The sequence below is a fragment of the Paenibacillus sp. 481 genome (genome assembly GCF_021223605.1).
GTDB lineage: Bacteria > Bacillota > Bacilli > Paenibacillales > Paenibacillaceae > Paenibacillus_B.
Genome location: NZ_CP075175.1, coordinates 1,169,917 through 1,190,063, shown reverse-complemented (window position 1 = coordinate 1,190,063; position 20,147 = coordinate 1,169,917). Strand labels below are relative to the sequence as shown.

Sequence of the window (20,147 nt, the reverse complement as noted above, 5' to 3'; positions counted from 1 at the left end):
AATGTAGTGAATGAAGCGGATCAAATATAATGAAGTGAACGTGCTCTATTTTATTGAAGGAAGAAGCTGATGATGTTGGATGTAACGAACTCCATGTTACCTAGGTGAAGAGGTGAGAAGGTGAAGGAAACCGATGCATATCGTCGTAAGTCGCCAGAGGCATTGCTTAAGCTGCTCGATCAAATGCGACGTGGGCGATTCCGTATACTTATGGCTGTCGCGAGCGGAGCGGGTAAGACGACTGAGTTGGTTAAAGAAGGGGAAGCCTGCATCGAGCAAGGGCTGAAAGTGGTGTGGGGTACTACTCCCATGCGGGGGACCACACCATCGTGGCCTGCATCACCGCAGCAACATCGGGAAACAGGTGGCGAGTACACGCGGGATCAAACCGCTATGTGTGATGCTGTGCCCATGATTGAATGGAACGTCGAGGGGCGCACTCAGCGCGACCTCGACGTTGCTGCGCTGCTGCAATTCGGGCCTGATGTGGTGCTCGTTGACGGATTGGCGCATCGCAATCGCCAAGGAGCGTCCAACATGTCGCGGTTGGACGATGTGCGCGAGTTGCTTCGCCAAGGCATTAGCGTCATTGCTACGATGAACGCTTACGAGGATGAGCGAGTGCATGATACAGCGAAGCGGATGACAGGAATTGAATCGGAATGGACGATTCCAGGTGAAGTGCTCAAGGAGGCAGACGAGGTCCGCCTCCTTGACGTGTCTGCGGAATCGTTAATGGAGCGGCAGCATCGTCAGCATGGGCTCGGACGCAAGATGGAAATTGGGGGCAACAAGCTTAAGGGAGGCTATTTATTAAAACGGCGTACGTCTAATTTGCCACACGGAAGAGGCCAACATCGCCTCTCTCGCTCCCAATTGGGGCACGCAGCCGAGCGCAGCCGACTAAGCATCCTTAGAGAGCTGGCGCTCCGTATGCTAGCCCAAGACGTGAACGGCTCCTTGGAAGAACATCGTCAAGAAATGGGCCTGATTGGCCCTTCCGGCGCTACAGAGCGCATTCTCGTGTTAACACAATATGGCTGGAATGGATCTATTCACGTCCGCCGCGGCCATCAAATTGCCAAACGGTTAAACGGTGAGCTGCATATCGTCACTTTTGTTGCACCTGAGCAAGATCTAACGCCAGTAGAGGCTACGTTTCGCCGTTCCTTGAACAAGCTTGCACACAAAATAGGTGCTACCCTCGAAGAAATTGCATGCCATTCGCGCCGGAAAATGGCCGCGCTGCTGGCGAATTACGCCTTAGAACGAGGCGTTACACGGATCGTGCTTGGCCACTCTAGACAAACGAGGTGGCAGGAATGGCGCAATGGTTCGCTCATTAATGGACTGCTGCAACATATCGAGGATACGAGCTTGTTTTTTATTGCAGATCGTGCCATTCATGAGGGTGAACGCATTTTACCTGCGCGGCCGCCCTCGTCGCGCGACGTACCCGCTCCTTTTAAGCGCTGGACGGAGGAGGAAATGGAGCGGACGGCAGTCGGTTTGCGCCGCGGCAGATTAAAAGTCATTATTGGTGCCGCCCCAGGAGTAGGCAAGACATATCATATGCTGCAAGAAGGCAACCGCCTGCTGGCGCAAGGGATCGACGTTGTAGTCGGTCTATTGGAGACGCATGGTCGACGCGAGACAGCTGCCCAACTCGGCAAGCTGCCTGTTATTCCGCGTTGCTTCATAAGGTATAGTGGACGGCAGTTGGAAGAGATGGACACAGCAGGTATTATTGCGCGCAAACCTGAGGTGGTGCTTGTGGATGAGCTTGCACATACAAATGTGCCGACGAGTGAACGGGCGAAGCGCTATGAAGATGTACTGGTGCTGCTTGATGCGGGCATTTCCGTCGTGACAACGGTGAATGTACAACATATCGAAAGTTTAAATGATGCTGTCGAGCAGCTAACCGGAGTTCGTGTACGTGAAACCGTACCAGACAATGTATTGAGCGGAGCGAATGAAATTCAGCTCATTGACGTGACACCGCAAACGGTACGAGATCGATTGCGGTCAGGGCTTATTTATGCTCCAGATAAAGTTGAACAGGCGCTGCAACACTTTTTTCGCATTCCTAACCTAATTGGGTTGCGTGAATTGGCATTGCGTGAAGTAGCTGACGATGTAGATGAGCGGCTCGAATCGTGGGAACGGAGGGCTTTGCTTAGAGGGCCATGGCGCAGAGAAGAGGTTATCTTCGTCTGCGTGGAACCTGACGAACGTGCCGAACGACTCGTGCGGCACGGATTTCGAATTGCGCATCGCCTAAAGGCGGCTATGCACGTCATTAGCTTGCCCATAAGTCGGCTCAGCGCGGACTGTGACAAGCAACTCACCTCCGTACAAGCGCTAACCGAGCGTCTTGGCGGCACGTTTAGCAGTCAGCAGCCTATGTCCCGCAGAGATTGGGCGGCAAATGCAGTCGAGTTGGCGAACAATCGTCGCGCCACCCAAATGATTGTCGGCCTGCCAGCCCGCAACGGCCGTCGTGCTACACGCTCGCGCATGGCCCAACTTATGCGTCTGGCTCGACATATGGACGTTTTTATTGTTACGGATTGGGAAGGGCATGACGATTGAGGTCAACTTGAGGCCAATTAGAAATGAACGAAGTGACGTGGGGAGGACTGACCTGCTAGAACTACTAGAGCTACCAGAGCTACCAGAGCTACTAGAGCTACTAGGCCTACTATACTAAAGCAACTAGCGTTACTAGAAACGCCTCCTCCGAACTTCGTTTATAAGAGAACACGTGCGTCATTTTCATAGTTCCCATTTACGTGCACCACACTATCACTATACCTCTACGACGCTGCTTTTCATGTGCAGCCTACCTTCGTTTTCATCGGAAGACTCCCCTTTATGCACACTTTTTTCAAATTGTACGCTTGTATGAGGTTCAAATGTCGTGCCGATACCCGCTGTGGACTAATATATTGTAATACCTTGGCGAGGGAGGTGAAACGACACCTGTTCATAGAGCTTCAGAACGGGCCATCACATGATAAAACCCAAAATGCTTATGTTTTCTCATTTATGCAACAAAAACTACATCACCGGAGCTGAAAAACTGTTGTTGTTTGTAGCGCGCGAGATGTCAGCTCATTATCATTGCACACTGGTCGTTCCAGAAGAGGGACAGCTCTCGATACTTGCCAACAAGTCCGGTATTTCGTGTATTATCCAGCCGTGTAGTTTGTTCTACCCTATGGTATGTCCTACTGCCACGCTGCATGCTGACTTGGAATATTTCAGGTCCCATTCCGAGTGGGAGCAAATCTTGCAGTTGTTGCAGCTCGTTCGTCCAGACGTCGTGTTTACGAATACTAGCGTGCATGCTCTGCCAGCTGTTGCTGCGAAATCAATGGGCATTCCAACGTTGTGGCAAATTACGGAGACGATTGAAAATAATGAATTTGGAGCATGTGCGGCCTCACTTATTCGTCTATTTAGTGACGCGATTATTGGCATATCCGAAACGACGCTGCAATTGTTTATCAGGCATAGTGGTGGAGGGGGGGCTCAACCTCCGCTCTACATTTTACCGCCGTCATGGCTTGAAGAGGATCTGGAACCACACACGTGGCCAGAACAGCGACATATCCGTCGTGCGCAGTTGGGCTTGCTTCCCGAGCATCGTCTAGTTGGTTTTGTTTCTTCGTCTTTATATGCCAAAAAAGGGTTTGATCACTTTGTGCCGATGGCTTTACAGCTATGTGAAAAGGACCCCAATGCTCGCTTTCTCATCGTGGGTGACCCCTCGGACACTGGTTATGTTGAACCTCTCAAATCACAGATTACGACCTCTGCTTTTGCTGACCGCTTTCACTTCATCTATTTTGAACCTCATATTCAAGCGATTTACCCAGCAATGGATGTTGTTGTTGTACCTAGTTTAGTGCCTGAAGGTTTTGGATTAACAGCAATGGAAGGACTTATATTCGGAAAAGCGGCTGTTGCTTACGCTTCGGGTGGCTTATTTGAAATTTTCAGCGCGACAGGCAACGAAGCTTACTGCGTCGAGACAGGTAACGTTGCTCGGTTAACATCCGTTGTCCATCAATTGCTGCAACAACCTAATCGCATTGAAATGGTAGGCGCTAGAAATGCGGAGGTGGTACGACAGACGTTCGGTATCGATATGTTCCGCCACCGTTTATTAACGGTGCTTACGAGCTTCGTTAACGCGAATCGCGCATTATATCGTGCGATTCAAAATTCGCAATCTGTCATCTACGTTGAAGATAACGGACGATATCATCCTCTGCAGCACGAAGGACAACTACGAGAGCGCGGTATTAGCACCGTGTGGCGAATACCTGACGTTGTATTTCACACATTGCTTATCGGTGAACCGCTTGGTCATGTCAGCACGCTCCCGCTACTTCCTATAGCACGTGCAATTCGGACTTCACGCGTGGCCCGCCGTTTAAAGAAGAGCCAAGCTAGGCGTCGCGGTACTCTGTTACGTCGAAGCTCGCTGCGCCGAGGCAAACTACGTCGGGGCAAGCGATTGAACAAGTCGAAGCGGAAGCGCGTCCTGCGCAATCGTGCAGGCCGCTTGCGATTACGTGCAGGCTCACGTACACGCAAATTTCCAACACCATTAGCTGCCCGTAAACAGGCAGGTGCAACATCACGAGTACAAAGGCGGATAAAGCCTAGCAAGCGGAACATTCGCGTACGTCGCGCGAGTACTGGACGACCTAGGCGCTAATTGCGCTAAATAAACCATGCAATCTTACTAAAATAAGGAGTAAAGCGAGGTGAACTCCTCCCATGCGCATCATGACGATTCTCGGCACACGTCCTGAAATCATACGACTAAGCCTCATCATCAAAAAGTTGGACCAGTATGCAGATCGACACATCTTGGTACACACCGGACAAAATTTTACCCCGACGCTCAGTGATATTTTTTTTACAGAACTCGAATTGCGGTCTCCTGATTATTTGCTGCAAGATAAGCAGCAATCATTAGGTACTCAAATGGCGTCCATGTTCGGTGAAATTGAGCGACTGTGCCTCCAAGAGCGGCCAGATAAAGTGCTGCTGTTAGGTGATACGAACAGTGCCCTTAGCGCCATCGTCGTCGAGCGACTTGGCATACCTGTCATTCATATGGAAGCCGGCAACCGCTGTTTCGATTTAACCGTGCCCGAAGAAAAAAATCGTCGTGTTATTGATACGGTTTCTACGATTAATATGCCGTACACGGAGCAGAGCAAAAAAAATCTAGTTCGAGAAGGGATGCCCAGCAATCGCATCGTGCTGACAGGCAATCCAATACGCGAAGTGCTCTTGCATTACAAACCCCAGATTGATGCCAGTTCCATTCTTGAACGACTGCAATTAGAGACAGGGCAATATTTTTTAGTGACTGCACATCGCGCCGAAAACGTCGACAATCCGCAGCATTTGACCTCGATTATGCACAGCTTGAACGATATTGCAAAGACGTATGGCGAACGTGTGATTTGCAGTCTTCATCCTCGAACGAAATCCCGCATGAGTGAGCAGTTAAGGCGCTCCATGCATCCACGCGTCGAATTTTATGAGCCGTTCGGTTTTTTTGATTTTGTGCGGCTGGAACAGCACGCACGCTGCGCGATTACAGACAGTGGCACCGTGCAGGAGGAATGCTGTATTTTTCACATCCCGACGGTCACGATTCGAAATACGACTGAACGACCGGAAACGGTCGACTGTGGCAGCAATGTCGTGTCAGGCTTGAAGCCTGAACATATTAGGGATGCTGTAAAAGTAATGACAAGTTTGCCTGCAACATGGGAATGCCCCGACGGTTACTTAGATGTTAACGTATCGGATATTGTGGTGAAATATTTGCTTGGAGGGAAGCCAAATGTTTAAAAATTCACGCATTCTCGTGACGGGCGGCACTGGTTCATGGGGGTATGAGTTAATCAGACAATTGCTGCCGCAACACCCGAAAGAAATTATAGTCTACTCGCGCAATGAATCCAGCCAAGTAGAGATGAATCGGGCTTTCGAGGATAAGCGGCTTAGCTTCGTCATTGGCGATATTCGAGACAAAGAGGCTTTGACGACAGCTTGCCAAGACGTGGATTATGTGTTCCATTTGGCTGCCTTGAAGCACGTACCTGTCTGTGAGGATCAGCCATATGAAGCGTTAAAAACGAATGTAATCGGCACCCAAAACGTGATCGAGGCTTCCATTGAGAACAAAGTGAACAAGGTCATTTACATTTCAACGGATAAGGCAGCAAACCCATCGAATTTTTATGGCATGACGAAAGCGATTGGGGAAAAATTAATCGTGTATGCGAACTTGCTCCGTACGACAACGAAGTTTGTGTGTGTACGTGGTGGAAATGTGCTTGGTACGAACGGTAGCGTCGTTCATTTGTTCAAAAATCAAATTCAATCGAAGCAACAAATTGGCATTACGGACAAAAAGATGACGCGCTTCTTCTTAACGCTGGAAGATGCGATTAGCCTGTTGTTCAAAGCTTCCACAGAGAGTTTTGGCGGCGAAATTTTCGTGCTGACGATGCCAACGTGCCGGATTATCGATCTGGCTGAAGTACTGATTGAGGCGTCAGGCAAAAGCGACGTGCAAATTATCGAAAGTGGAATTCGCCCTGGGGAAAAAATTCACGAAATACTGATGAGTGATTATGAAAGCTTATCGACAGTTGTGTATGATGAGCAGTATTTGGTCATTTTACCGACGATTGATGTGCCAGGGCTAAAAGAGAAGTACAGTCAGTATCCGGCCGTTAAATTTTCAAGCTTTAGCTCGGAGTATCAAATTATGAACAAACATGAGATTAAAGAGATGTTGGAGCAGGGAGGCTTCCTGTAATGAAATTGCTTGTCATCGGTGGAAACGGGATGGCAGGTCATATGCTTGTTCAGTACTTTAAGGAGCAGCCAGAATTTAGTTTGTTCTATACGAGTCGTGATGCGGAGGACGAATATGGCTTGCTGCTTGACGTAACAGACATCGAGCAAGTAGATCGGCTCGTAATGGCAGTTCGACCGCATGTCATTATTAATGCGGTCGGCATTTTGAATCAAGCGGCAGAGAGTAAGCCGATTGAAGCTTATCAAGTCAACGGGCTATTGCCGCATCGTTTGCGGCAAATCGCCGATCGAATAGGTGCGCGTGTCATTCATATTAGCACCGATTGTGTGTTTTCCGGCAGCCATGGTAGCTATATCGAAGCCGATGAAGTGGATGGAACGTCCATGTATGCTGTTACCAAAGCATTAGGTGAACTTCGTGACGGAACGGCACACGTTACGATTCGAACGTCTATTATTGGTCCGGAAATTCGCAAGCAAGGAATCGGGTTGCTTAACTGGTTTTTGCAACAACAAGGTGTCGTTCAAGGCTATCGACACGTATGGTGGAATGGCGTTACCACTTTGGAGTTAGCTAAAGCGATTCACTATTATGTGAATCGGCCAGTAGGTGGGTTACTGCATCTGGCCCACCCTAAGCCGATCAATAAGCATGACCTGCTTATGCTCATGCAACAAGCTTTTCGTAAAGAAGATGTTACGATTGAGCCATCGAATGAACCTGTGCTGGATCGTACACTCGTGAATACACGGAGTGACGCTGATTACCCGGTTCCTCCTTACCGAACGATGCTGGCTGAGCTGGCGGAGAGGATGCGCCAGCGATGAAAGGGGGCACGCTGCTCATTACTGGGGCAACCGGATTCACGGGGCGGCACGCTGCCCGTCATTTTGTGGAAGCCGGATTACAAGTCGTAGCGCTCACGCGGCGTGAAGACGAGGCGCTATCCCAACTCGGTGTGCAAGTCGTCGTGTGCGACTTGTTGAGCGCAACTGATGTGGAACGGGTCATCAACCATATTCAGCCTCACTACGCCCTACACCTCGCCGGAATGAATGCCGTACCCGATTCTTGGTCTGATCCCGTACTTGCGTTTCAAATCAACGTCGTAGCTACGCTTCATTTGCTGAATGCGTTGCGAGTCGTTCCCCAATGTCGAATCTTGATTGCGACATCGAAGCTAAAAGCGCCAGTACATCCCTCTTTTATACCACCGCACCCTTATGCGTTCAGTAAATCCCTTCAAGAAGTAGTTGCACTTGGCTGGTCGAATTTATTTCAGCAGGACATTTGCCTCGTTGAACCTTCCAATCTTGTCGGACCCGGTGCTTCGAACGGGTTGTGTGGATTGTTGGGGCGATATACGGTGCAATGTGAACGAAGAGCGTCGGGAGCAGACATAGCAGACGCAACAGGCTCAAGGGGTGCGATAAAACCATTTTACTTGTCATCCCGCTCAGCGTTGCGAGATTTTTTGGATGTACGTGATGCGGTTGCTGCGTATGAAATGGTGTTTGAACATGGCATCAGGGGGAATACGTACGTAGTAGAAAGTAGAGTGAAGCGATCACTGGGTAGTGTCGCGGAACTATTTATACGGAGTGCATTAGTGTCGATACAGGTGGAAATAGGGAACGAACAAGAACAAATCGTTATTACTCCCCCTATGGAAGAGGAAGATCGGGCAACACCTCATGCGTGGGGGTGGAAGCCGCTCCGGTCCTTTGAGCACTCCGTTTCTGATATTTTGAACTACTATCGTCATGAATGGAGGTGATTCCATGTTCCCCCTTGTTTCGATAATCATTCCCTTTTATAACGACCCCTTTATTGAACAGGCGCTGTCCAGCGCTGTCCAGCAAAATTACCCCAACATTGAAATCGTCGTCGTGGACGACGGATCAACGATGCATGTCGACAAAATGGCTCCCTATCGCGACCGCATTCATTATTTAGGAAAAGCAAATGGCGGTACAGCCAGCGCACTCAATCACGGTATCAAGCACTCTGCGGGGCAATATGTGGTATGGCTTAGCTCCGATGATCTGTTCTACCCACACAAAATTACGAATCAACTCCATCATATGCTGGAGCGGAATGCTTTAATTAGTCATACGAATTTCGATTACATTAATGCCTTCGGACAAGTAACGCAGCAGCGTGCTGCACTGCTGTTCAATTCGGCAGTTGATTTTTATCAAGGCTTCTTTAAATACAACCCGATCAACGGCTGTACCGTCATGATGAGACGCGATTTGTTCTATCATGTAGGTTATTTTAATGAAGCACTGCCTTATACCCATGATCTTGATTTTTGGTATCGAATTATGTTGGCGGGCTTTGAAGTCCATTTTGTCAACGAGCCGTTGACTGCCTACCGTTGGCATAGCGCTATGGGGACGATGAGGTATCGTCCGGCGATCAATGAAGAATTGAAGGAGACGAACAGGCATTATCATCCGTTAATGCGCGATTTTATTGCAAGATTAGGCCGCTAGTAATGGTTGGAATGACAACATTCTCAATAGGCAAACATGAACGAGCGCTTCGTAAACCCTTAGCAATCAAAAAGGGAGGACGAATGTGCTCGTTTTACGTTGATAGGCAAGTAACGATTTGCGTACCAATCTACTATTTGTATCAAAAAATATAAAATGATTCTTTTCGAAGTGTGAGATTTAATGTTTCATAACGAAACGATATACTTAGGATGAGGTGGTCTCATGCTAAATATTCGCATGGAACAAGAGCGATTGAAGCGAGGTTGGAAACAAGATCAAGTTGCCAGCCGCATCGGCGTATCTCGTTCTGCTTATTCCAATTATGAGAATGGAAATCGTAAGCCTGATATTGAAATGGTTAAGGAAATTGCTCAATTGTACGAAGTGACGGTCGATTATTTAGTAGGCAACGATCAGGCGGTAGCTCCTGAAAAAACGATAATCGTACACGACCCGAAACTGCGAGCGTTTTTTGAACAAGTCATGCTGTCACCAATAAGGCAGCGCGAGGAGCTTATGCGATTTTGGCGCTTTATGCGTGAGGATAGTCAAGACAGTGAGAAGTAATAAGAACGTGCGGTAAGCATAAGAATGCCCTTAGCCGTCTGCGAAGCACGGTATCCCGTGTATCCTGTTCAGCTAAGGGTCATGTTTGGCTTTATTATTGTTTAATTTTAATAGCTACAGCTTCAACCTGCGGAATCGTAATGGTACCGCCAAGCGTACTCTCATAAGATACTAATCCCTTCGAGTAGCCCCAAAAGGTAACGATATCCCCTTCTAATATGCGGGACTCATTTTCACCCCTTGCGTAGAACACGTAAATCGTATCATCATAAATGTTGTAACTATCTTTCGTTACATTGATGCGATACTCCGTAACTTGTTCCGTTTCCATCACTTGGATAACTTCACCCGTGTATCTGACCTGCGCTCCGTCATGTTCGTCAGGATTACGAGCTAATTCCTTATACGGAATAGTAACGGAGGAAGCATTAAATTGACTCAAATTAATGGGTTGCTGCTGTGGCGCGGGCTGGGAGTGTGTTTGTGTCTGAGCTAGAGCAGGAACGAGACTGCTACTTTCTTGAGACACCACTGTACTATCTTCATAAGCAACGATTACGATAGTTAACACTACTCCTACTACACCTGTAATAAGTAAGGTCACCGCTGTGATAAGCATGACGAGTGCCTTATTTGAGAACAGCCTGCTTGGTCTGTCGGGTAATGGAGACGGGGGGACGTTCATATGCTGCATCGAAGCGCCACACTCGTTGCAAAATCTTGCGGTTTCCATATTCATGAAGTGACAGCTCTGACAAATCACGATGATGCTCCTTCCGCTGCTAGGTTTAAATGAAAATTTTCCCACAAGTTTGAGTATATAAACAACGTCTCCCTAGTGTCAATGTTAATTACACATTCCGGCACGTAGAATGTTCTGATTCATCTTGAAACTGTAGAACTGTATCGCTGTAGTACATGTAGTACACCTTTCTCTTATTTTCTCATCAACACTCCGCGCCTTATAAATGCCCCATGGTTATTATTCGTAACCCGATTACAATTCATATTGGAAAATAATATATTTGTTATTGACAAATTTCGGATTGATAGGCTAATATCAAAGCGTAGTCTATTGAGAATGATAATCATTATCTCGTTATTATATAAGAATCAGCGCAGCAACCATAACCTCATGACTCCAGAATTCGATATCGTAGCGGGATTTTTAAAGAAAAAAGGAGGGAGACATTGAACATGAGAAAGACGTTGGCCATCCCAGTGTCTATGCTGACGGTAGTGTGTATGTTGGTGTCGCTATTTATCACACCTAACGTACAAGCTGCTAAATCTGCTAAGCTTGCTGACGGCATTTATAGTATTGACTACACGATTAAAAAAGCAGAAAATGACTCGGTTTCGATGGCCAACGATTATTTTGAGAAACCAGCAAAAGTAATTGTCAAAAATGGCAGTATCGTTGCTCAAATTCAGCTAAATCACAGCAAATGGATTACTGAATTTAAAGTGCCAGTTAGCAAAGACAAGTACGTGGATACGAAAGTAGTTAGCAGTGACAGTAAAGCCGACACGAGGCTTGCGCAGCTCAATGTGAAGGATTTGTCTACACCGTTAATTTCTAAGATTCATGTTACGGTCGAATCTATTAATTACGATCACGATTATACGATTCGTTTCGTCTTTGATACGAAGAGCATGAAACCTTACAAGGCGGGCAGCTCAAAGAGTAAGGGCAAATCCGGTAAATCCTCTAGCAAGTCCGCTAAAAAGAAACCCGATGCAAAATCAGGAGTGAAGGCAACTGCACAGCCTAATGTGAAATCGGGTACGAAGTCGGAGAAGAAGTCGAGTTCGGAAGTATCAAGCAGCAAAGGAAACGGTAAATAAAATTCGAATTCAAAGGAGCGATATCCAATGAGATTTCAATTGAAAAATGTACTTGCGATGTTTGCTGTGATGTTCATGTTGTTTGCGGTTGTACAAGTATCCCCAGCAAGTGCAGCTATAGCTGACGGTCAGTACACCATTAACTATAAAGTGCTGAAAGACCAAACGAATCAGCCTTCACGTTTGGGAGACTACACAGAGTATCCTGCTAAGCTGGTCGTGCAGAACGGTAAACAGTTCGTGCATCTGAAAATTTTGAGCAGCAGCTTGATTACCGCGTTTAAAACAAACCAAAATGGCGTGCTTACGAACGCTGAAGTTGTAAGCAGCGACGCGGCTGCAAATACACGCGTTGTGAAGTTCGAAGTGCCGAACTTGTCTGCAAAATTGAATGCCTACTCCGAAATTTACATTCCGTTTATTGGCTACACAGGTAAGTATAATGTACAGCTTCAATTTGAACCGAACACCATTACCCCAGCTATCTAAGTCGTACAAACTCTAAATCGATAAGGAGATGGATTTCAGATGAATAATACGTTAAGCAATCCGATGTCAAAAGTAGTGGCTTTGTTTGTTGCGGTTGTAATGTTAATGGCTACCCTGCTTATTTCTCCGGATAAAGCAGCTGCCGCTTTGCCAGACGGTCAATATCCGATCGGGGTTACGATTCTTAAAGATGTGAATGGTCAGCCTTCTACGGAGCCGTCTATGACAAATAGTTATATTGTGGGCCCTAAATTTTTAAATGTACGAAATGGAAAGAACTATGTTTCCTTTACGTTTACACAGAGCAAACAAATTACACATTTTAAAGTTAACGGTGTAGACTCCACAGTTGTGAGTCAAGATTTAGCCGCGAATACGAGAGTGATTGAATTTGAAGTTCCAAATTTGACGCAAACTTCCTCTGCTTGGATAAGCATTAATTGGCCAGAAATCAACTATGTAAATAGCTACAATGTGTGGGTTAAGTATGACAACCTCCCAGTCGGTCTGAACTAAAGGCAGAAGAGAAATCCCACCCCCATTGCCTGAATTCAGAACGTAGGCCGATCTGTGCTCCTATTTCCGCTGTAGGAGCACAGATCGAAATTCGATCCTTTTTAACCGCTATGCAACTAGACTATTAAACGATAATAGGTAAGGAGAAGTGTTAAAGTTGAATATATTAAGTAAGCCCGTCACAAGAGTGATGTCATTGTTAATAGCTGCTGTTATGTTAGTGGCTACCTTGCAAATATCCCCTGCCCAAGCAGCGGCTCGGATACCCGATGGTCAGTATTCTTTGAAAATAACTGCACTGAAATTCAACACAGATCAAGCATCGATGGCAGATGGGTATTTTCATGGGCCGGAACGATTAAATGTAAGGCAGGGAGAATACTTTGTATCTTTTAAAGTGACGCAAAGTAAAGAAATTCATACATTAAAAGTGAATAAGGTTGATGTAAGAGTTGTTTCAGAGGATAAGCAATTCAACACAAGAATTATTGAGTTTAAAGTTGATGATTTAACTAAAGTAGTTCCTGGTTGGGTCAGAATTGACTGGCCAGCAGTAAATTACCATAACCATTACGATATTCATTTTAAGTTCGAAGATATTCAACCGATTATTCCTCCAAAGCCGGATCCAACGCCAGATCCGACACCAGAACCTAAACCGAACCCAAACCCGAACCCGGGTACGAGTCCTGGAGGTGGTTCAGGTGGAAACCCTGGTGGAGGCTCCCCTAGTCCGGGACCTGGTCCGGTAACTCCAACACCGGGAGCTGGATTGCCAGATAAAGACGGCCCTAAAACGGGTGGGGCAGCTGGAACGAAAGAAGCTGCTAAGGGACAAGCCGTAGCTAAAGAAACGGCTGTTCAACAAAAGCCGGCTGCAAAAGAAGTTGTTATGCCGACAGACATTAATTCTCATTGGGCGAAAGCAGCCATTGAGGAAGCAATCACACTGGGCTTTGTCAGCGCAGATGCGAACGGGAACTTCGTTCCGAATAAGAAAGTAAATCGTGGCGAAGTTTCGTCCATGTTTGCTCAAGCGCTTAACTTGAGCGATGCAGACGCGGAGCTTTCTTTTGCGGACAGTGACAATATTTCGTCCAAGGCGAAAGATCATGTCGCGCAAGTCGTGAAAGCGGGTATTATGAACGGCTACGACGACAATACATTCCGCGCAAGCAAGCTTGTTACACGACTTGAACTGACGGTGATGATTGTGCGGGCGCTTGGCATCGAAGTGGATGAGAAAGCGACGCTAAAATTCAAAGACGCTGATCAAATTCCGGATTGGGCGAAGCCTTACGTAGCTGCTGCACTCAAACGCGAGCTCGTAAGCGGCAAAGGCAAAAATACGTTCAAGCCCGATGACAATGTGACCAAGGCGGAAGCAGTCAAAATGATTTTGGGCATGGTTAATAGCAAATAATGATTTCACGAGGATGCCGGGCAACTGGCGTCCTCCGTGATTTTACAGCACAGAATCGGAAATCGTGTACATAAAGGAGAACGTCCTCGGATGAAAAATGTGAAACGCGCAGCAGCTATCATCTTTATGATCGTCGCTGTTTTATTTGTTTTTTCAGGCTGCTCGGCAGAAACGAGCAAGCCAACTGCGACGTCATCTGCTGAAAGTACAGCGGGACAAGCTTCACCAACAACAGCCGGAACAGCAGCAACAGCAACAGGAACAGCAGCAGTTGAGCCGGCAGCAACGGCCGACCCAGCCAAAAAAGAAGCCCCACAAGTCAAGCATCGAGTCGTATCGACTACGGTAGCCGTTACACAAATGATGGATGCATTGGAGATCGATCTAGTAGGCATTCCGACAAGCGTCAAAGTGCTACCTGAACGATACAAAGGCATTACCAAAGTGGGCAACCCCATGAGCCCAGATATGGAGCTTGTGAAGTCGTTGCAACCGACTGAAGTGCTATCTGTAACCACGCTTCAATATGATTTGGCGCCTGTATTTGAAAGTGCAGGGATTAAAGCGAACTTCATCGATTTAACAAGTCTAGCTAAAATGAATGAGGCCATTCTGTCACTAGGCAAAACATATGATCGTGAGCAAAAAGCAGCAGCCATCGTGGAACAATTTAATACGAAGTTGGCGGCGATCAAGCAGAAAACAGCCGGCAAAAAACAGCCGTCCGTGCTTATTTTGCTTGGTGTTCCGGGCAGTTACTTAGTCGCAACGGAGCATTCCTTTATTGGTGACCTCGTCAAGCTTGCAGGCGGCAAAAATATTGTGCAAGGCGAAAAGGTAGAGTATCTCGCCTCCAATACCGAATATTTGCAGCAGGCGAATCCAGATATTATTTTGCGAGCGGCGCATGGACTGCCTGATGAAGTCGTCAAAATGTTTGATCAAGAATTTCAGGAAAATGATATCTGGCAACATTTTAACGCGGTGAAAAATGATCGGGTATACGATCTGGAGGAAGCGTTATTTGGCACGACAGCTAATTTAGATGCCCTGAAAGCGCTAGATGTCATGATGGGCTACCTCTATCAGGAATAGGACATAGGTACACACAGATGAACAAGAAAATCGTTAGCTTCATAGCTGTTAGCTGCTTGCTTATAATAGTATGCGTATTCTCGATGACAGTCGGGAGCATACAAATAAGCTTTTTAGAGTTGATACAAGGTCTTTTTTCAGGAACGAATGCGCAGGTTGAGGTTATTAAAGATTTACGCTTTCCAAGGATGATTGTGTCTTTGTTTACAGGTGCAGCGTTGGCGGTATCCGGTGTGTTGCTGCAAGCCGTTATGAAAAATCCGTTGGCAGACGCGGGTGTAATCGGCATTTCTTCTGGAGCGGGTGTGATCTCTTTATTAGTCGTCTCGATTTTCCCGACGTTATTTTTTTGGCTGCCGTTGTTTGCCTTTTTAGGCGGCGCCTTTGCTTGTTTCTTAGTATATTTATTTTCATGGAAATCAGGTCTAAATCCTACTCGTCTTATATTGGTCGGGATTGCGATCAACGCGACGTTTACGGGGCTCGGCCAATCGTTCAACTATAGGGGGAGCTACGCGGTCACCAGTCTCAATCAAGCGACAACGTCCATTTTAAATTTAAAGACGTGGAAAGATGTCGAGGTGATGGTAACATACGGATCGATTGGGCTCGTGTTAGCGCTGCTGTTATTTGCGTGGTGCAATCTCTTAACGCTACAGGACAAGACAGCTAGAAGCTTAGGTGTTCATGTGACCCGTGTTCGCTTGCTTATATCAGCAGTAGCCGTGCTGTTAGCGGCTGTCGCGACTGCCATTGGCGGACTTATCGCTTTCGTTGGACTGCTTATTCCGCATATTGCCCGCTTGCTAGTCGGTACGGATCATAAAGTGCTGATTCCCTTTTCGGCCTTATCAGGGGCGTTGCTGTTATTGCTGGCAGATACGTTAGGAAGAACGATACTTGCGCCTAATGAAATTCCCGCGTCCATTATTATGACCGTGATTGGCGGGCCGTTTTTAATTTTTATGCTTAGAAAGAGTGAGCGAATTTATGAAAATTGAACAGATCACGTTTGGCTACACACCCAAACAACCTTTGCTGCACGATATTAGCTGTGAGCTAGACATCGGAAAAGTGACGACCATTATTGGCCCAAATGGTTGTGGGAAATCAACGTTGCTAGGTGTGATGTGTAGACATCATACCCCACAGAGTGGACAAGTGATCGTGGATGGCAAGGCGATTAGTAGCTACAAACCAAAGCAATTGGCACGGAAGCTGGCGGTTGTTCACCAGCATGACGATGCTCCGGCGGACATTACCGTCGAGAAACTAGCAGGGTTTGGCCGCCTGCCTCACAAAAGCTTATTTGCTCAAGATCACGAGCAAGATGACAAAGCGATTGAGTGGGCGTTAAGCTGCACGAATCTGCAACATAAGCGCAACATGAAGCTGGATGAGCTGTCTGGCGGCGAGCGGCAAAGAGCATGGATTGCGCTGGCGTTGGCGCAAAGCACGCCGATTTTATTTTTAGATGAGCCGACTACTTATTTAGATATTTATTATCAGATTGAAATACTAGAGTTAATTAAATCATTAAATACGGCACATCAATTAACGATTGTGATGGTGCTGCACGATATTAATCAGGCCATTCGCTATAGTGACAACATTATGGTCATGAAAGATGGGCAAGTCGTCATGCAAGGCGCACCCCAGCATGTCATTACGCAAGAGACGATTAAATCGATTTATGGAGTTGATGTGCTCGTTAAACATGATCAAGATACAGGTATGTATATCGTTCCAACAGGAATATAAGTGTTGGGTGCGTGTGATAGCAGTCGCCTGCTCTGATGGGTTAGCACGAAAGCTCCTACTTGCCCTTGCAAGGCAGTGTGCTCGTGCTAGCATATACAGGGCAGGCGATTTGAGTTATGAGAAATGTTTCAGCTCTAGCATTTCCAACAGCGGGCCCGCTATTTCCAAGTCGGGTATCGCATAATGATTAGGTACGGATTCAAAGACGGAATTCCAAACCGATGATTCCACCCATAATTCCTGGGCGCTATGAACGAGAAATAAGCTGTTATATAAGTTTCCAGGTACTTGCATCGCAACGAACACCTCCCTATTATCGAATGCGCTTGCCGCATACTTTTTCGTATAAACTCCACATTTCTTCGTTATAGCGCTCAATCGACCAATAATGAAGGGCGAACTGCTGCGCTTGAGCTCCGAGTTGTTGCCTCCATTCCTCGTGCGCAAGCAAGTGATTCAAACTGCCGCACAACGATTCCGGATCAGCAGGAGGAACGATAAGGCCTGTTGTGCCGTGCTGAACCATTTCCGGCAAACCGCATGCCGAGGAGACAATAACAGGTTTGCCTGCGATTTGGGCTTCAATGACAGATAACGGCTGGTTGTCCTGCAAACTTGGTTGGACATAAATGTCCGTTAGTGCCATGAATTGCGGAATATCGGCCCGCCCACCCCAAAAGACGACATCTTCCCCGATACCTAGCTGTACAGCCAACTGTTCATACTCTTGGCGCTTTGCCCCTTCTCCAACAATCCAGCACACCCAATCGTTCCGGAATCGCTTTAATTGAGCTAAGGCGAACAGCAAGGTTTCGATACCTTTTAAATAAACGATACGGCCTGTAAACGTTATGACTTTTTTATTGGCAGGGCGAGTTAAGGTAGTAGGCAACTGCATATTTTGTATAAATTGACCGATGTCAATTCCATATGGAAACACGGAGACGTGACTGCTAGGAATGAGGTAATCTTTTTCGAAAATATGCTTGAGCCACTGTGAAGAAGTTAAGGCATGATTGGACGACATGACGCCCTTCATTTCTAAGGAATAGTAGTAGTTGTACAACATGTACAGATCATTGTCAGACAAGGCATGAGACTCGATAAGTAGCTTGATTTCACCGAGCAGCGAACCGTGAGGATTAACGAGAAGTGGGATGTGCCGTGGCTTCACTCTCGAAATGGCACGAGCGGAAATAACATCGTGGGTATGAATAAGATCGTACTGGTGCAGTCCGATCGAAGCCGCAATGACTTCCATACAATAGCGGTCTACTTCCGTGTGGTAAATAATCGAAGAGTAGGTTAAGGCCGAGGCTGATAACCTCGTTTCAATCAAGGGGCTGTAATCCGATTTCATAAACTTTCGGTCCTGATTGATGAGATGGAAATATTCAACCCCGTTACCGAAAATATCAACGCGGTGCCCTAGTGCCTCCAAGTCCGTTTTCAGCCGTGACATAAGCGGCCATACTCCTCCGAGATGAGGGATTTCCCAGTAGGTCGCCAATAGGATATTCATAGTTCCCCCCCTGACTCCAGTTTAATGTAGTATATTTTCGTTGTTCATTGTCGGTATGTGTGATATGCCTTTTCCTTATAAAAATAGACGCTAGGGACGGCGTATGCTGCATCGTTTTGCGTTTGTGTTGGGCGAACACCCTTGCCTACCTCATCGTTGCCGCATATGTTGTAGCGACAATTGCGGCTCAACCGCATAAGGAGGAACCGAAGTGGGTGTTTACTATTCGGCGTTGTTTTCAAATCCGGTTATAAATGGGGATTCAGAAATCAAATTTGCTGATTTGCATGTGGAGAACTTGCATCATCAATCCGCTAATGTACTCGTGCGACTCATTTGTGATGGGGGAGTCGTTGCTGAGCATTTAAACCGCGTAAAGCCTTCAGGAGATTCAAAAGCGTATTTCCGCATTCCCGATATGCGGTTGATGAGTGGGCCGTATGGGTTTCAAGTGTTTACGACGATTACAGGCCATCATCCGTTGAAAATTACGGTACACCTCAAGGATCGGGATAGTTCCGTTACGAAGACCATTGGCATGGATTCATTCACTGAGGTGGATGTGGTGCAGGCTTAGTGAGGAGGGGTTGCCTTGCGGATCATAGTTACAGGTGGAGCGGGGTTTATCGGCTCTCATCTCGTAGAAGCTCTCCTTGAACGTGGGGATGACGTTCATGTGATTGATGATGGCACAACCGGATATTTTGGTTGGCTACCTTCGCAAGCGGTGCTTCATCCATTGAGTGTGACGGATGAAGCGGCTTGTTTGTTGGTGGAGCGTTTGAAACCGGACAGCGTTATTCATTTGGCAGCTCAAGCTGATGTGAAGCGATCATTGGATAATCCGATCGCGGATATGCAAGCGAATGTGCTTGGTACATTGATGATGCTAGAAGCGTGCCATCGTGCTAAGGTCGGACAGTTTGTATTGGCATCCACGTCTGCTGTATACGGACAGTTGGAGCCAGACATGCTCCAAGAAGATATGCCGACGGAGCCTATTTCTTGCTATGGGCTGTCCAAGCTGACAGCCGAGCGTTATGTCGAACAGTATATTCGGCATAAAGGTGTGAAGGGGGCGGTACTTCGTTTCGCCAATGTGTATGGTCCGCGGCAGACCCCGAAGGGGGAAGGCGGGGTCGTTGCTGTCTATTTGAAGCTGATTCAAGCAGGGCAACCTTTGCGCATAGATGGGGATGGCGAGCAAACACGTGACTTTATATATGTCGCAGACGTTGCAGACGCCTGTATGCGTGTGGTTGATGCTGGATTGAGTGGACTGTGGCAGGTAGGTACAGGCAAGTCTACATCGATCAACGAGCTGATTAGCATGTTGGAGCATGTACATGGAAGGGGGCTGCACACGGTACATGCACCAGCACGACAAGGAGATATTCGTCATAGTTGTCTAGCGTTTGAACGTGTGGCGAGAGATGTGGGTTGGGCGCCCCGCACCTCGCTGCTCGATGGGCTACGGCAAACTTATCACGATATGAATATGTAAAGTTCACCATATAGACAATCAATTTTAAGTTTGCTTTCAGTTTCCTTTAAGGTGCT

General features: G+C 47.0%; 20 protein-coding genes. 17 read left to right on the top strand and 3 right to left on the bottom strand.

Features of this window, described 5'->3' with window-relative positions; translation table 11 throughout:
• Positions 1-120 precede the first annotated feature (120 nt).
• The 8 genes from KIK04_RS05175 (at position 121) to KIK04_RS05140 (ending at position 9,933) form a co-directional block, all read left to right on the top strand.
• Complete coding sequence (locus KIK04_RS05175; protein ID WP_232277244.1) at positions 121-2,595, top strand: histidine kinase; 2,475 nt, start codon at positions 121-123, stop codon at positions 2,593-2,595.
• Between the two features lie 436 nt (positions 2,596-3,031).
• Positions 3,032-4,732: a glycosyltransferase family 4 protein gene (locus tag KIK04_RS05170; RefSeq protein ID WP_232277243.1), complete on the top strand. Its 1,701-nt coding sequence runs from the start codon at positions 3,032-3,034 to the stop codon at positions 4,730-4,732.
• Between the two features lie 62 nt (positions 4,733-4,794).
• Positions 4,795-5,886 (top strand): non-hydrolyzing UDP-N-acetylglucosamine 2-epimerase, encoded by a 1,092-nt coding sequence (gene wecB / locus KIK04_RS05165; RefSeq protein ID WP_232277242.1) that lies wholly within the window; start codon positions 4,795-4,797, stop codon positions 5,884-5,886.
• Entirely contained in the window at positions 5,879-6,862 is a 984-nt protein-coding gene (locus KIK04_RS05160; RefSeq protein WP_232277241.1) for a polysaccharide biosynthesis protein, read from the top strand. Before wecB ends, KIK04_RS05160 begins: the two co-directional genes overlap by 8 nt.
• On the top strand, positions 6,862-7,692 hold the full coding sequence (locus KIK04_RS05155; RefSeq protein WP_232277240.1) for an SDR family oxidoreductase: 831 nt from the start codon (positions 6,862-6,864) through the stop codon (positions 7,690-7,692). Before KIK04_RS05160 ends, KIK04_RS05155 begins: the two co-directional genes overlap by 1 nt.
• Positions 7,689-8,642, top strand: a complete 954-nt coding sequence (locus KIK04_RS05150) for an NAD-dependent epimerase/dehydratase family protein (RefSeq protein WP_232277239.1) — start codon at positions 7,689-7,691, stop codon at positions 8,640-8,642. The genes KIK04_RS05155 and KIK04_RS05150 overlap by 4 nt, the downstream gene beginning before the upstream one ends.
• 4 nt (positions 8,643-8,646) lie before the next feature.
• Positions 8,647-9,363 (top strand): glycosyltransferase, encoded by a 717-nt coding sequence (locus tag KIK04_RS05145; protein ID WP_232277238.1) that lies wholly within the window; start codon positions 8,647-8,649, stop codon positions 9,361-9,363.
• A gap of 225 nt (positions 9,364-9,588) precedes the next feature.
• The gene (locus KIK04_RS05140) at positions 9,589-9,933 is read left to right on the top strand and encodes a helix-turn-helix domain-containing protein (RefSeq protein ID WP_232277237.1); all 345 of its coding nucleotides are present in this window, start codon (positions 9,589-9,591) and stop codon (positions 9,931-9,933) included.
• Positions 9,934-10,027: 94 nt separating this feature from the next.
• Here the strand turns inward: KIK04_RS05140 and KIK04_RS05135 are convergent, their stop codons facing one another.
• A complete protein-coding gene (locus KIK04_RS05135) occupies positions 10,028-10,672 on the bottom strand; it encodes a hypothetical protein (protein ID WP_232277236.1) in 645 nt (214 codons plus the stop codon).
• Between the two features lie 458 nt (positions 10,673-11,130).
• On the opposite strand from KIK04_RS05135, the gene isdC reads away from it, so the two are divergent.
• From isdC to KIK04_RS05100, 7 genes are all read left to right on the top strand, one after another.
• Complete coding sequence (gene isdC / locus KIK04_RS05130; protein ID WP_232277235.1) at positions 11,131-11,781, top strand: heme uptake protein IsdC; 651 nt, start codon at positions 11,131-11,133, stop codon at positions 11,779-11,781.
• A gap of 27 nt (positions 11,782-11,808) precedes the next feature.
• Positions 11,809-12,270: an NEAT domain-containing protein gene (locus KIK04_RS05125; protein WP_232277234.1), complete on the top strand. Its 462-nt coding sequence runs from the start codon at positions 11,809-11,811 to the stop codon at positions 12,268-12,270.
• 39 nt (positions 12,271-12,309) lie between these two features.
• Positions 12,310-12,786, top strand: a complete 477-nt coding sequence (locus KIK04_RS05120) for an NEAT domain-containing protein (protein ID WP_232277233.1) — start codon at positions 12,310-12,312, stop codon at positions 12,784-12,786.
• Between the two features lie 157 nt (positions 12,787-12,943).
• Positions 12,944-14,209 (top strand): S-layer homology domain-containing protein, encoded by a 1,266-nt coding sequence (locus KIK04_RS05115; protein ID WP_232277232.1) that lies wholly within the window; start codon positions 12,944-12,946, stop codon positions 14,207-14,209.
• 90 nt (positions 14,210-14,299) lie between these two features.
• Positions 14,300-15,304, top strand: a complete 1,005-nt coding sequence (gene isdE / locus KIK04_RS05110) for a heme ABC transporter substrate-binding protein IsdE (RefSeq protein WP_332329996.1) — start codon at positions 14,300-14,302, stop codon at positions 15,302-15,304.
• A 17-nt stretch (positions 15,305-15,321) separates the two neighbouring features.
• On the top strand, positions 15,322-16,305 hold the full coding sequence (locus tag KIK04_RS05105) for a FecCD family ABC transporter permease (protein WP_232277231.1): 984 nt from the start codon (positions 15,322-15,324) through the stop codon (positions 16,303-16,305).
• Complete coding sequence (locus KIK04_RS05100) at positions 16,295-17,065, top strand: ABC transporter ATP-binding protein (protein WP_232277230.1); 771 nt, start codon at positions 16,295-16,297, stop codon at positions 17,063-17,065. The genes KIK04_RS05105 and KIK04_RS05100 overlap by 11 nt, the downstream gene beginning before the upstream one ends.
• Positions 17,066-17,179: 114 nt before the next feature.
• Here the strand turns inward: KIK04_RS05100 and KIK04_RS05095 are convergent, their stop codons facing one another.
• Complete coding sequence (locus KIK04_RS05095) at positions 17,180-17,359, bottom strand: hypothetical protein (RefSeq protein ID WP_232277229.1); 180 nt, start codon at positions 17,357-17,359, stop codon at positions 17,180-17,182.
• A 19-nt stretch (positions 17,360-17,378) separates the two neighbouring features.
• Positions 17,379-18,587 carry a glycosyltransferase family 4 protein gene (locus KIK04_RS05090; RefSeq protein ID WP_232277228.1) on the bottom strand — a complete coding sequence of 403 codons (1,209 nt, stop codon included), beginning with the start codon at positions 18,585-18,587 and terminating at the stop codon, positions 17,379-17,381.
• Positions 18,588-18,798: 211 nt separating this feature from the next.
• Between KIK04_RS05090 and KIK04_RS05085 the strand changes: the two genes are divergently transcribed.
• Both KIK04_RS05085 and KIK04_RS05080 read left to right on the top strand, forming a co-directional pair.
• On the top strand, positions 18,799-19,164 hold the full coding sequence (locus KIK04_RS05085) for a hypothetical protein (protein ID WP_232277227.1): 366 nt from the start codon (positions 18,799-18,801) through the stop codon (positions 19,162-19,164).
• A 15-nt stretch (positions 19,165-19,179) separates the two neighbouring features.
• Positions 19,180-20,091, top strand: a complete 912-nt coding sequence (locus tag KIK04_RS05080; RefSeq protein WP_232277226.1) for an NAD-dependent epimerase/dehydratase family protein — start codon at positions 19,180-19,182, stop codon at positions 20,089-20,091.
• Positions 20,092-20,147 lie beyond the last annotated feature (56 nt).